This is a genomic window from Pseudomonas sp. GV047 (assembly GCF_003058245.1).
GTDB lineage: Bacteria > Pseudomonadota > Gammaproteobacteria > Pseudomonadales > Pseudomonadaceae > Aquipseudomonas > Aquipseudomonas marginalis.
In genome coordinates this window covers 836,578-848,044 of sequence record NZ_QCWA01000001.1, presented here as the reverse complement: position 1 = coordinate 848,044, position 11,467 = coordinate 836,578, and the positions used below count along the sequence as shown (strand labels likewise).

Annotated in this window: 15 protein-coding genes, 1 tRNA gene and 2 pseudogenes; 7 read left to right on the top strand and 11 right to left on the bottom strand. The window is 56.8% G+C overall.

Annotated elements, in window-relative coordinates; all coding sequences use genetic code 11:
* Nucleotides 1–13: 13 nt before the first annotated feature.
* The 3 genes from C8K58_RS03900 to C8K58_RS03890 all read left to right on the top strand — a co-directional run bounded on the left by C8K58_RS03900 (nucleotide 14) and on the right by C8K58_RS03890 (nucleotide 1,824).
* Entirely contained in the window at nucleotides 14–361 is a 348-nt protein-coding gene (locus C8K58_RS03900; RefSeq protein WP_065927468.1) for a DUF2493 domain-containing protein, read from the top strand.
* A 19-nt stretch (nucleotides 362–380) separates the two neighbouring features.
* Nucleotides 381–1,202: a hypothetical protein gene (locus C8K58_RS03895; protein ID WP_108573070.1), complete on the top strand. Its 822-nt coding sequence runs from the start codon at nucleotides 381–383 to the stop codon at nucleotides 1,200–1,202.
* A gap of 94 nt (nucleotides 1,203–1,296) precedes the next feature.
* On the top strand, nucleotides 1,297–1,824 hold the full coding sequence (locus tag C8K58_RS03890; RefSeq protein ID WP_108573068.1) for a DinB family protein: 528 nt from the start codon (nucleotides 1,297–1,299) through the stop codon (nucleotides 1,822–1,824).
* A gap of 2 nt (nucleotides 1,825–1,826) precedes the next feature.
* Here the strand turns inward: C8K58_RS03890 and C8K58_RS03885 are convergent, their stop codons facing one another.
* Nucleotides 1,827–2,285: a GFA family protein gene (locus tag C8K58_RS03885; protein ID WP_108573066.1), complete on the bottom strand. Its 459-nt coding sequence runs from the start codon at nucleotides 2,283–2,285 to the stop codon at nucleotides 1,827–1,829.
* A 196-nt stretch (nucleotides 2,286–2,481) separates the two neighbouring features.
* On the opposite strand from C8K58_RS03885, the gene C8K58_RS03880 reads away from it, so the two are divergent.
* Nucleotides 2,482–2,763, top strand: a complete 282-nt coding sequence (locus C8K58_RS03880) for a hypothetical protein (protein WP_027606616.1) — start codon at nucleotides 2,482–2,484, stop codon at nucleotides 2,761–2,763.
* 45 nt (nucleotides 2,764–2,808) lie between these two features.
* On the opposite strand, the gene C8K58_RS03875 is transcribed toward C8K58_RS03880, so the two are convergent.
* A complete protein-coding gene (locus C8K58_RS03875; protein WP_098479456.1) occupies nucleotides 2,809–3,000 on the bottom strand; it encodes a DUF2188 domain-containing protein in 192 nt (63 codons plus the stop codon).
* A 94-nt stretch (nucleotides 3,001–3,094) separates the two neighbouring features.
* A complete protein-coding gene (locus C8K58_RS03870) occupies nucleotides 3,095–3,532 on the bottom strand; it encodes a hypothetical protein (RefSeq protein WP_223841591.1) in 438 nt (145 codons plus the stop codon).
* A gap of 251 nt (nucleotides 3,533–3,783) precedes the next feature.
* On the opposite strand from C8K58_RS03870, the gene C8K58_RS03865 reads away from it, so the two are divergent.
* From C8K58_RS03865 to C8K58_RS03855, 3 genes and pseudogenes are all read left to right on the top strand, one after another.
* A tRNA-Leu gene (locus tag C8K58_RS03865) sits at nucleotides 3,784–3,870 on the top strand.
* 523 nt (nucleotides 3,871–4,393) lie between these two features.
* Nucleotides 4,394–4,516, top strand: a pseudogene (locus tag C8K58_RS32625) (transketolase family protein); the annotation flags it as partial.
* Nucleotides 4,517–4,730: 214 nt separating this feature from the next.
* Entirely contained in the window at nucleotides 4,731–5,366 is a 636-nt protein-coding gene (locus C8K58_RS03855; RefSeq protein WP_108573064.1) for a LysE family translocator, read from the top strand.
* Nucleotides 5,367–5,394: 28 nt separating this feature from the next.
* On the opposite strand, the gene C8K58_RS32990 is transcribed toward C8K58_RS03855, so the two are convergent.
* From C8K58_RS32990 to C8K58_RS03820, 8 genes and pseudogenes are all read right to left on the bottom strand, one after another.
* The gene (locus C8K58_RS32990) at nucleotides 5,395–6,159 is read right to left on the bottom strand and encodes a methyl-accepting chemotaxis protein (RefSeq protein ID WP_371263382.1); all 765 of its coding nucleotides are present in this window, start codon (nucleotides 6,157–6,159) and stop codon (nucleotides 5,395–5,397) included.
* Between the two features lie 141 nt (nucleotides 6,160–6,300).
* Nucleotides 6,301–7,140: pseudogene (locus C8K58_RS32985) on the bottom strand (cache domain-containing protein); the annotation flags it as partial.
* Between the two features lie 178 nt (nucleotides 7,141–7,318).
* Nucleotides 7,319–7,822 (bottom strand): Lrp/AsnC family transcriptional regulator, encoded by a 504-nt coding sequence (locus C8K58_RS03845; protein ID WP_051429374.1) that lies wholly within the window; start codon nucleotides 7,820–7,822, stop codon nucleotides 7,319–7,321.
* A gap of 12 nt (nucleotides 7,823–7,834) precedes the next feature.
* Complete coding sequence (locus C8K58_RS03840; RefSeq protein WP_027606621.1) at nucleotides 7,835–8,596, bottom strand: ABC transporter ATP-binding protein; 762 nt, start codon at nucleotides 8,594–8,596, stop codon at nucleotides 7,835–7,837.
* Nucleotides 8,597–8,648: 52 nt separating this feature from the next.
* Entirely contained in the window at nucleotides 8,649–9,359 is a 711-nt protein-coding gene (locus tag C8K58_RS03835) for an ABC transporter permease (protein WP_027606622.1), read from the bottom strand.
* Entirely contained in the window at nucleotides 9,356–10,084 is a 729-nt protein-coding gene (locus C8K58_RS03830; protein WP_027606623.1) for an ABC transporter permease, read from the bottom strand. Before C8K58_RS03830 ends, C8K58_RS03835 begins: the two co-directional genes overlap by 4 nt.
* 52 nt (nucleotides 10,085–10,136) lie before the next feature.
* On the bottom strand, nucleotides 10,137–10,919 hold the full coding sequence (locus C8K58_RS03825; RefSeq protein ID WP_027606624.1) for a transporter substrate-binding domain-containing protein: 783 nt from the start codon (nucleotides 10,917–10,919) through the stop codon (nucleotides 10,137–10,139).
* A gap of 173 nt (nucleotides 10,920–11,092) precedes the next feature.
* Nucleotides 11,093–11,410 carry a multidrug efflux SMR transporter gene (locus C8K58_RS03820; RefSeq protein ID WP_027606625.1) on the bottom strand — a complete coding sequence of 106 codons (318 nt, stop codon included), beginning with the start codon at nucleotides 11,408–11,410 and terminating at the stop codon, nucleotides 11,093–11,095.
* Between the last annotated feature and the right edge of the window lie 57 nt (nucleotides 11,411–11,467).

Here is an 11,467-nt window from a genome sequence, read left to right as displayed (position 1 = left end):
AAGGAATAGGATCATGCGCGTCTTGATCTGTGCCGGTCGTCATTACGCCGACTGCAAAAAGTCCCGCCAAGTGCTGGACGCTTACCACCGCCTGCGCCCGGTGCAGGTGCTGATTCACGGCGGCAACCAGTTCCTCGGCAGCGCCATCGAGGACTGGGCGCGGGAACTCGGCATCGACGTGGTGCGCTACCCGCCCAACTGGCAACGCCACGGCAAGCAGGCGGAGCGCCAGCGCAACCATTTCATGCTGACCGACAGCCGCGCGGATGTGGTCATCGCGCTGCCAGGTGGTGACGACACGTCGGAGCTGGTCTGCCAGGCCAGGGCCAGCGGCATTTCGGTGCTGACCGTAGAGAACTGACATTCAAGCGAGGTGCATCATGCACAACAAACACACCCCGAAGCGCCCGGACGGGTTTGCCAAATACCGTGCGCGGCACTATCGCGGCGCGCGCCAGACCCTGCTGCTGTTGCCGCCGGCAAAACAGCGGGCGCTGCGGCGCAACCTGCTGTTTATCGGTATCACCCTGGGTTCGATCCTGTTAATCGCCCTGGTGTCCAAGGCCCATGCCGCCGGTGGCGCCTATGTGGTCGATGACGGCGCAATCAACGCACCGGGTGCCTGCAATCTCGACGCCTGGTACAGCGCCGACCGGCACGCCGGCAGCACGCACACGGCAACGCTGTCTCCCGCGTGCACGTTCAGCGCACTGCCTTCGGTGCAGTGGGGCGCGGCGCTGTCACGGGCCGACAGCGCAGGCCGGGGCGAGACCCAGGTGAGTCCGCAACTCAAGGCGCAGGTGCTGTCACGGCAAGACCTGGGGCTGGAAATGGCGATCTCCGCCGGGGCGCATCTTGCCCTTGATCGACGACACGGGTTCGACGGCGCCGACTTCACCCTCCCCTTGACCTGGCAACCGCTGGCGCCCCTGCGCTTGAACCTGAATGCCGGCTGGGCCCATGCCTACAACGACGGCGAGCCAACCCAGCGCCTGACCTGGGGCACCGGCGTCGAGTATCAACTGATGGATGCCCTTACGCTGATCGCTGAACGTTACGGCCAGGAAGGCGGTGACCAGGCCTGGCAAGCAGGGCCGCGCCTGCACCTCGGGGAATTTGTCGACGTCGACCTGGTGCTCGGGCGCGACCTGGGCGGTGAACGCAATCAATGGCTGACCACCGGTGCGACGCTCAGGTTTTAGGCCTGGCCTGCTGCTCCCGGTGCAGTTGCCGTGGCGGGTTGTCCAGGTAATTGCCTTATGATGGCGGCACCATTGCCAACGAGGGGTAAAGCACGTGGACCGTATCGAACAAATGACGCTGCTGGCGACCTACAACCAGTGGATGAACCACAAGGTCTATGACGCGGCTGCCAGGCTTACGGACGATGAGTTGCGCGTGGACCGCCAAGCGTTTTTCGGTTCGGTCTTCGGCACGCTCAACCATCTCACGTTGGGCGACACCGTCTGGCTCAAACGCTTTGCCCTGCACCCCGCCGGCTACGCGGCGCTGGCGCCGCTGAACAGCATCGCCGCGCCGTCGGACCTCAAGCAACTCGCGTTCGCCGACCTGGATGAACTCGCCGCCCGGCGGCGTTGGCTGGACCAATTGATCATCGATTGGGTGCACACCCTGCGCGAACCCGACCTCGACCATCGCCTGCACTACCACAACATGCGCGGCGCGGCGGCCAGCAAGCCGTTCGGCGCCCTGCTGGTGCATTTTTTCAATCACCAGACCCACCATCGAGGCCAGGCCACCACGCTGCTGACCCAGGCCGGGCAGGACGTGGGCGATACGGACCTGCTCGCCTTGATTGACTGAACTCAGCGAGCGCTGAATTCGGCATAGGCCTGCAGCAACCGTGCAAAGTCCTCGGGTTGCGGCAACTGCTCGAAGCTTTCGACTGCCGGCGTGGTAGCCCAGGCCAGTTTTTCGCGGGTCCAGGTTTCCATAAAGGGCACGTACTCCGCGGCATTATCCAACAACGTCGCACGCACGTTGACGAACTCATCGATGCCATGGGGGCGGGTAAACAGCCAGCTCATGCAGTGCGGGCAGCAATAGTGACGATCGACCCCGTGCAGGCCGCCGACCACCGGGCAGCCCTGGGTCACCGTGAACGCGCTGGCGAGAACCAGCGCACTGAGGGAGAACGCACTGGCGGTCATCTTCTGGCAGCCGGTGCAGTGGCACGCCATGGTAATCACCGGCGCCTGGCTCACGCTGAAGCGCACCCGGTTACAACGGCAACTGCCTTCCAGGGGCAGGGTTTCGACGCTCATCACACACTCCTTTTCATGATCAGTGGCGTGGCAGGGTAGCGCCGAGGCGGGGGTGTTGAACAGGTCCAGGGGCAAAACCGAACGCTGCTTCGCCCATGGGGTCGTAACCTCAGGTGCCGGGACTTTTCAGCCTCGCCCTCCCCGCGTGCATTGTGGGTTTACCGATGTGCGTACCCAATAAGAAGGAGACGCTTACATGGTCATTCACTTCAAGGTTGCCGGGCATTTGGCCTGCGGCCATCACGGCAATAGCCTGCCCTCCAGCACCGAGCTGAATCGGGTCAAGTGCCGCACCTGCCGCAACACCGATGCCTACAAGGAAGCGCGCCGCAACCAGCGCAACGCCGCACGCCGTGCTTCGCGCCAGGCCAAGACCCACACCAGCACCGACTGGCGCAGTGCCTGGACGCAGCGCCTGACCGACCTGCCAGGGCGACAACGCCTGCCCCGCGGCTTCGGCGCACAGCCTTTCGTATAAGCCAGAAACGCAGAAGCCCCGGACAAACCGGGGCTTCGTTTTCAATCAATCATCATTGGACACCGGTCTGTTGCGTGCCTGGTAACCCGGCAACGTGGCGGCATACGCCAGCGCCTGTTCACGGGAATTGAAGGACGCCAGCCGATTCTGGGGCGTACACACCCGCCATGGCCCGAAATTGACCTGCACGATGTCGTACCCATTCAGGTGCAGCTTCTTCAGCAGTGGAGCGCTCATAGTCACCTCGCTTTCCTGAGATTTCCCAGCGTTGCACGCCCTACCTTACACCCGCATCCAGGCTCATGACTGACCGCATGTCGCGGCGGCCAGGCTACTTGACCTTGCTGCTCAAGGTATCCAGGCTGCGCTTGAGATCATCCAGGCTGCGCTTCAAACCGTCGATGTCGTTTTTCTGCCGTTCGATCGTGCTGTTCTGATCCTCGACTGTGCGCTTGAGGCTCGCCAACTGGCTGTCACTGGAACTGGCGCTCGAACCGTCCCTGCGCTTGAACTCATCAAACGCGCGGTCCTGCCCCTCCAGCTTGCCTTTCAGGCCTTGTACCTCACTCTCGGTACGTTTCTGCGCAGCCTGCAGCTGTTCAATATCCCCCACCGAAATGCTCGACGCCTTCAACACATACTGGTTGCCCGCCTCCAGCGAAGCCCCCGTCAACCGGTCACCGCCTGACGCGCTGAAATCCCCCCACTTCACCGCACTCCCAGCCTGTGCCGTACCGGCCAACAATCCCACGACACCTGCAATAACCATCCAATAGCGCCTGTGAACACTGAGCATCAACTGATTCCTTTTCAGACTGCCGGGATGGCATATCGCTATGACTGTCATTTATGCCGCTTGTTCCCGTGCAGTAGGAATCCTCTGGTTCGCCTGTTAAAGCCGATGTAGATCACTGATCTGCCAAGCTTTTTCATACGCCGTCCATGCAAGAAAGCGGCAGCCCGACCTTGCGTCGAAGCGCCTGGATCTATATATTCCCAACCCTGCAACAACGCGCTACCGCCCGAATGGCGAAACTGGTAGACGCATGGGACTTAAAATCCCCCGCTCGTAAGGGCGTCCCGGTTCGATTCCGGGTTCGGGCACCATCTCTAGTTCCACTGACAGCCAGTAAAGTCCATGGAACCCTTTAAAACCCGCCACTTGGCGGGTTTTTTCGTTTATGGCGTTCCGTCGGTTTCCAAGTGATTCCGGCATTTTTAAGGGGAAGATCTGGGGTACAGGTCAGTTCGATAATAGGTAGTACCCTTATGTCGCACACTACAACTCTTCTACCTGACGCAGCTTTTCGAACAGCCAAACCGCGAGACCGCGCTTATAACCTTTTTGATGGAGAAGGTCTCTCTCTTAGTGCAAGCCAACGGTGGAAAAGCTTGCAAGTTATCTAAAGAATCCGGGACGATTCCGTTTGCCAGATACGGGTTGCTCAACAGCATACGAAGGCGCACTGAATACCAGCCACTGCCATCCTGGAGTCCGTCGGAGATCGCCATCCGCGATCGCTCGCACATTCGGTGCGAATGGGGCCAAAAAAGCTTTATCGACCTGAAAACACCGCCCTAGAGCCCTGTCAAAATGTTCTTCGGCGACCCTGAGAGCCTTTAACGCCAGGTTACGCCGACGTTCAGACAAATAGTGTTGCAGGGCACGTTTCTCGATGTTGGTGCGCTTCCGACGTTACACGATCGCTACGGTATTTCTACCCATGCTGTGCGCGTGCAGATCAAGGGTTGATCATAGGATTTAAAACTGCAGGGGCTGAATCATCCCCCTTGAACACCGACAGTCTGTTTTGGGGTAAGCGTTATGCCTGAAAAGGCTGTTCCGAACAAAAAATTTCCGAGAAGAACTAGAGGAGAACGGGTCAGATTTGGGCAACTGATGGAATGACGTGCACGTTGGAACCACTTAAGCTGCTGGCTGCCATGCATTCTTCCAGAGGCTAACAATGTCATTTGATCTGCACCACTTACTGCTGGTATTCACAGCCTACATTGTGGGAGCTGCCAGCCCTGGCCCCAGCAACATGCGAATCATGGGCGTTGCCATGCACCAAGGCAGAAAACCTGCGCTGATGCTTGCAGCCGGAGTCATCAGTGGTTCTTTTTTTTGGGGATCAATGGCCGCCACAGGCGTCTCGGCCATTCTGCTTCAATTCGCAGAGGCACTCTTCGTACTCAAGATCGTCGGCGGAGCATACTTGTTGTTCCTAGCCCTGAAAGCGGGACGTTCTGCCCTGACACCTGACGAGAAAATTGAGAAAGCGCTGGTCGCAGCACCGCCTATCTCGGGTTTTGGCCTCTATCGGCGGGGCTTGCTTATGCACCTGACCAACCCAAAGGCTTTACTGGGTTGGATCGCCACGATGACGCTCGGTCTGGGACCACAAGCGACACCTGAAACAGTTATGATCATCCTGGCTGGCTGTGCCGTGTTGAGCATTTCTATTTTCTGCGGTTATGCGATCGTTTTCTCTACGGCGCCGATGATTCGGGGTTATCGCAGGGCGCGTCGATGGATTGAAGGCACCCTTGCGTTGGTCTTTGGCGCCGCAGGTTTTAAGCTTCTACTCTCCCGCACCTGATTTAACGCTTCCCTCTGTGGGGGATGGCCTATGTTCGAAAGCCATCCACCAACTGCTGGAGTCGTGTGGCTTGTCGTTCAAGATCATCACAGGCAAGCAGTGTGGCGTGCAGGTTTGCCACCCCTTCCTGGTTGAGGGTTTTGATCTCGGTGATGTCCATGTTCAGTGAGTCGATAACTGAAGTTTGCTCTTCCGTTGCTGTCGCTACCGACTGGTTGATTCCGTCAATCTCGCCGATGCGCTGACTGACACTGCCCAGCCGCTCACCGGCCTGGTTGGCGATAATCACACCGTCCTTACTGTAGCGTTCGCTTTCGTTCATGGTGAGTACCGCCTCACGTGCGCCCATCTGAAGCTCTGCAATCATTGAATGGATCTCCTGGGCTGAGGTCTGAGTGCGGTAAGCCAGGCTGCGGACCTCGTCCGCTACAACAGCAAACCCACGCCCGGCTTCACCCGCCCGCGCGGCCTCGATCGCGGCATTAAGTGCCAGCAGGTTGGTCTGTTCGGAAATGCCTTTGATGACTTCAAGAATCCGCCCGATATTTTCCGTCTTACCATTCAGCGCTTCTATGTTGCTGCATGACGTGCGGATTTTCCCCGAGAGCGCACCCATGGCATTTATCGTTTGGGTCACTACCTCGCGGCCATCTTCAGCCTGGCACCGGGCATCCGACGCCTGGAGGGAAGCATCACCCGCGTTACGCGCGATTTCCTGGGCCGCCGCGCCGAGTTGGTTAATCGCGGCCGCAATACTGTTGGTGCGATTGGCCTGGTCGTCCGAGTTTGCCATGGAGGCACTGGAGGTCTGCGTTACGTGCCTGACCACTTCATTGACGTGCTCGGTGGCAGAAGACACCTCACGTATTGAGCGCTGGATTCGCTCCACAAAAAGGTTGAAGTCTGCGGCCAACTCTCCGAACTCATCTTTCGAGTGTGCACCCAAGCGGCGGGTAAGGTCGCCCTCTCCCTGGGCGATATCCCGCATGGTTGTACCCATCAATCTCAGGGGCCGCATCAGTACGCGAATAAGCAGCCCCAGCAGAAGCAGCGTGGTCGCCACGGCAACAATCATCGATAAAATGGCGGAAGTGCGAAAATCATCAAGTGCCGCATAAGCTTTGCTTTTGTCGATGCACAAACCGATATACCAGTTCACCGAAGGCAGTCCCTTGATCGGCGAGAACATCAAAACTTGAGGTTTTCCGTCCTGCTCCGTCTCGCTGATATGAGAGCTAAGGGATGGCGTGTTCAGCGGGTAAATATCGTTCAATTGCTTCATCACCCGTTCTTTTTCGGGATGAACCAGCACCCTGCCATCTGCGTTGACCAGAAAGGCATAGCCCATTCCACCCAGGTCGAGCGAGCGGACTATGGTCGACAGCGTCTCAAGTGTCAGGTCCCCGCCTACCACCCCAAGCGCCTGGCCATCGTGACTGACCGGCGTTGCAATGGTCATCATCAGTTGCCCTGTCGTCACATCCAGGTAAGGTTCGGTCAGCGTTGTCCCTCCGGCAGCCATTGCGTCGGTATACCAAGGCCGGGTGCGAGGATCGTAATCAGCAGGTAGATCGTCCTCTGGCCTGATGACGAAACTGCCGTCACGACTGCCTAGATAAGTGAAGGTGAACGTCGAGAGCAACGACTTCTGCTCCAGCAGCCGCGTGATGTGTTGCGACGCGGGATCATTGGCAACCGTCTGGGCGACATGATCAACCAGAAGTATTCGCCCGGAGAGCCAGGACTGAACACTTGCAGCAGTGATCTTGCTCATTTCCTCGAGGTGGTTTTCAAGGTTCGTTCGGATGGTTTGCGTTGAATCGAGTCGTTGTAAAGCGTAAAAAGCGAAAACGCTGCGACAACAACGAATGATGCCGCAAGCAATACCTTATGACTGAACTTCAGGTTCGCAATCATCATGGTTTATCCATAGGCTTGGGGTGTTGTAATTGTTATTCGATACCGAGGTGCGTTGATGACGGCTTGATGACGGCCAACTGTGGATAGGCCACCAGTTTCTCGATGTGCAGTTCAGTGCTCTCCAGCCAGGACTCAGTGACTGATCGGAAATGCTCCATATCCCGGCAGCGTATCCGCAGGCAGTAATCAAGCGCACCACTCACCAGGTGACACTCAATGACTTGCGGGCAAGCACTGACAAGCGCCTCAAACATCTTTTGCGTGCGGCATCCTCTGTCGTCTGCCAGTGTCACTAGAACCACCAGTGACAAACCGGGCGATAGCTTATGCTCGTCAATGAATGCCCCGTAGCCGCGGATGACGCCCAGCCTCTCCAGCTTGCGAACGCGTTGCTGACAAGGGCTCTCGCTCAAGTGCACCAGCGAGGCAAGTTTTTTATAGGTAATACGCCCGTTACGGCGCAGTACATCGACGATGGCCTCGTCGATGCGTCCCAAACACTCCGGGGGCCCGTGGATCTTCCTTCCGCTGGTCATAGCCAAGGTATTTCACTTCAGCCCGTTGGAGAGAAACTGCTGCAGGCGTTCACTTCTGGGATTATCCAGGATCTCAGGTCCGCCCTGCTCTTCAACCAGTCCCTGGTGAAGAAACAGCAGCTGGTTTGACACTTTGCGTGCAAACCCCATTTCATGGGTCACCATGATCATGGTGCGCCCCTCTTCAGCAAGGCCCTGGATGACTTTGAGCACCTCGCCCACCACCTCTGGGTCGAGCGCCGAGGTGGGTTCGTCGAACAGCATGACCTCGGGCTCCATGGCAAGGGCACGGGCAATCGCTACCCGCTGCTGTTGACCTCCGGAAAGAAACGCAGGGAACTGATCGGCAACACGGGCAGGCAAGCCGACTTTATCCAAGTACCGCCGGGCACGATCTTCTGCGTCTTTTTTGCTGACGCCTAGCACCCGCCGCGGGGCAATGGTGATGTTTTCCAACACGGTCATGTGTCCCCACAGGTTGAAATGCTGGAAGACCATGGCCAAGCGGGTACGCAGCCGTTGCAGCTCGCGGTCATCCGCCACACGTAATCCTGCATGATTTTTAACCATGCAGATCTGCTTGCCATCCAAACTCATGGCGCCGTCGTTGGGTGTTTCGAGGAAATTGATACAGCGCAGGAACGTGCTCTTCCCCGAGCCACTGGCGCCGATCAGGCTGATGACATCGCCCGTTTTGGCTTGCAGGGAAACACCCTTGAGTACTTCATGGGTACCGTAACTTTTGTGTAGCCCGTCAACCGTCAATTTGTACATGTTCGCAATCTTCCTCTAAGCAGTTCGGGAGCGGCCCTGTCAGACACAGGACTCAGTGAGTCGGCCCTAAGAAAGCCAACCAATGACGTTCGGCAATTCGGAACAAACCGACCAGCGCAAAGGTCACCGCCAGGTAAATCAGCGCCGCAATACCAAACGATTGAAAGGTCAAGAAGGTCGCAGAGTTAGCGTCACGGGCGACTTTGAGAATGTCCGGAACCGTGGCGGTGAATGCCACAGTGGTCGAGTGCAGCATCAGGATCACCTCGTTGCTGTAATACGGCAGCGACCGACGCAAGGCTGACGGCATAATCACAAACGCGTAGAGCTTCCATCCAGAGAGGCCATACGCTTTTGCAGCCTCGACCTCCCCATGGGCGATGTTGCGAATAGCCCCGGCAAATATCTCCGTGGTGTAGGCGCAGGTGTTCAGCGCGAAGGCAAGAATGGTGCAGTTCATCGCATCGCGAAAGAATGCATCCAACACAGGCTGAGCACGTATTGCGGCCAGGCTATAGATCCCGGTGTAGCAGATCAGCAGCTGGATATAGAGCGGTGTACCCCTGAACAGGTAGGTATAAAACTGCACCGGCCAGCGCACATAAAACCTGGACGACACGCGTGCGATGGACAGTGGGATAGACACGATAAATCCGATGAAAAGCGATGCACTGAGCAACCACAATGTCATGGCCAGACCAGTGATTTGCTGGCCATCGCTGTAGACGAATGACCTCCAGTACTCCTGCAGTAGTTCGATCATCGCACCGCCTCCCGTGAACCGGCGGCGTAGTATTTTTCCAGACAGCGCAGGATGAAATTGGAGGCGCTGGTGATGATCAGGTAGGTCAGTGCAGCCAGTACCAGGAAAAAGAACAATTGGTATGTGCTTTTTCCTGCGTCCTGGGCAGCCTTTACCAAATCAGCGAGGCCAATGATCGACACCAACGCGGTGGCTTTGAGAATCACCATCCAGTTGTTGCCAAGACCCGGTAAGGCAAACCGCATCATTTGCGGGAACACCACGAAGCGAAAACGCTGTGTGCGACTTAACCCGTAGGCGGTAGCAGCTTCAACCTGGCCACGGGGTACCGCCAGCATGGCGCCGCGGAAAGTTTCGGTGAAATAGGCGCCGTAGATAAACCCAAGGGTGATGATTCCTGCGACGAAGGGATTGATTTCGATGTACTCCCAGCCCAACGCCACCGTGATGACCGTCAGCCAGGTTTGCAGGCTATAGAAAATCAACAGCATCAGTACCAGATCGGGCACCCCACGAATCAGCGTGGTGTAGAGCTGCGCTGGCAGGCGCAGCAGCCTAAGACTGGACAGTTTGGCGCTGGCCCCAATCAGCCCGAGCAATACGCTGAGCGCCAGGGCGGATAGGGACAGCTTGACGGTCATCCAGGCGCCTTCGAGCAGCAGTGGGCCGAAGCCTTGCAAGCTGAATGCAGACAGCCCCAATGCGCCTAATAGTGTTTCGAACATGATCAACAACCTATAGCGAAAAACGCCCATCCAGCGGACGAGCGCCGGGTGGTTATTTACCGCTGTAAAGATTCAGATCGCCAAAGTGCTGCTTCTGGATCGAATCATAGGTGCCATCGTCGTGAAGGGCCTGGATCGCTTTATCCAGCAGGGCCTTGAGCTCTGCATTGCCCTTGGCGATGCCGATGGCTGTCTTGGAGGGAAGATAAGGGCTCTCTACCGATGGGCTCATTTCGTAATCAGTGCCCTGGGGTGAGTTGATAAAACCCAGTTGAGCTTGAAGCGCGTCCTGCAGGGATGCATCCAGCCGCCCCGCTACCAGGTCGTAATACACCTGGTCCTGGTTCTGATAGGACTGGATTTTTACCCCGGCTTTGTCCAGCACGGCCTTGGCGTAAGCTTCCTGGATACTGCCTTGAAAATAGCCAACCGTTTTGCCTTTGAGTGACACCACATCTGTGCTCAGGCCCGAACCTTTCTTGAACACATAGGACGTGAACCCGGAAAAAAGCTCGTTTGAAAAATCAATGGCTTTTTCACGAGTGGCCGTCACGGTCATGGATGACAGGATGCCGTCGAACTTGCCGGCCCTGAGGCCCGGAATCAGGCCATCAAAATCGCTTTCCACCCAGATGCATTTGACTGAAAGCCTGGCGCAAATCGCGTTGCCCAAGTCAATATCAAATCCCTTGAGGCTGCCATCGGCGGCCTTGGACTCAAACGGTGCGTAGTTGGCATCTACGCCGAAACGCAAGGTGGAGTATTCCTTGGCAGACACTGCACTTGTGCACAACGCCAAGCCCATTACTAAATACAGTTTCTTTAGCGAAATCATAATTACATCCCTAGATATTGTAGTTGGATTAAGGGCAGTAAACATCTGTCAGCATTAACCGTGACACTCATTATTATTTAGCGAGACCTGCGTCTCGACTTGAACGTTACCTGAGTACGACGACTTTACGAATATGGCAAATTGAACGTTATCACGAGCAAAATGCTCGCCTTTCAAGCAGACACCAGCTTCATCATTAACAACCCACTGACAATCAATACGGCCGCCACGATACGCAACAGCGTGGCGGGTTCACCCATGAAGAAAATACCCGCCGCAAAAGCGCCCACAGCGCCGATCCCCGTCCAGATGGTGTACGCCGTACCCAGCGGCAAGCTCTTCATCGAGAAGGATAAAAGCGCGAAACTGGCAATCACAGTGACAAATGTAATGACTGTGGGCACTAACCGCGTAAATCCTTCAGATTGTTTCATCGAAAAAGCCCACACAACTTCAAATAGTCCTGCAATGATCAAACTCACCCAAGCCATGAGCAACTCCCAAACAATAAAAAACGCAAAGACTGTCTGCGCCAGGCGCAATTAAAA

Coding starts and splice junctions, on each gene's coding strand:
- C8K58_RS03900 (WP_065927468.1), top strand. CDS start 14: ATGCGCGTCTTGATCTGTGCCGGTCGTCATTACGCCGACTGCAAAAAG.
- C8K58_RS03895 (WP_108573070.1), top strand. CDS start 381: ATGCACAACAAACACACCCCGAAGCGCCCGGACGGGTTTGCCAAATAC.
- C8K58_RS03885 (WP_108573066.1), bottom strand. CDS start 2,285: ATGAGCGTCGAAACCCTGCCCCTGGAAGGCAGTTGCCGTTGTAACCGG.
- C8K58_RS03880 (WP_027606616.1), top strand. CDS start 2,482: ATGGTCATTCACTTCAAGGTTGCCGGGCATTTGGCCTGCGGCCATCAC.
- C8K58_RS03875 (WP_098479456.1), bottom strand. CDS start 3,000: ATGAGCGCTCCACTGCTGAAGAAGCTGCACCTGAATGGGTACGACATC.
- C8K58_RS03870 (WP_223841591.1), bottom strand. CDS start 3,532: ATGGTTATTGCAGGTGTCGTGGGATTGTTGGCCGGTACGGCACAGGCT.
- C8K58_RS03855 (WP_108573064.1), top strand. CDS start 4,731: ATGTCATTTGATCTGCACCACTTACTGCTGGTATTCACAGCCTACATT.
- C8K58_RS32990 (WP_371263382.1), bottom strand. CDS start 6,159: ATGGCAAACTCGGACGACCAGGCCAATCGCACCAACAGTATTGCGGCC.
- C8K58_RS03845 (WP_051429374.1), bottom strand. CDS start 7,822: ATGACCAGCGGAAGGAAGATCCACGGGCCCCCGGAGTGTTTGGGACGC.
- C8K58_RS03840 (WP_027606621.1), bottom strand. CDS start 8,596: ATGTACAAATTGACGGTTGACGGGCTACACAAAAGTTACGGTACCCAT.
- C8K58_RS03835 (WP_027606622.1), bottom strand. CDS start 9,359: ATGATCGAACTACTGCAGGAGTACTGGAGGTCATTCGTCTACAGCGAT.
- C8K58_RS03830 (WP_027606623.1), bottom strand. CDS start 10,084: ATGTTCGAAACACTATTAGGCGCATTGGGGCTGTCTGCATTCAGCTTG.
- C8K58_RS03825 (WP_027606624.1), bottom strand. CDS start 10,919: ATGATTTCGCTAAAGAAACTGTATTTAGTAATGGGCTTGGCGTTGTGC.
- C8K58_RS03820 (WP_027606625.1), bottom strand. CDS start 11,410: ATGGCTTGGGTGAGTTTGATCATTGCAGGACTATTTGAAGTTGTGTGG.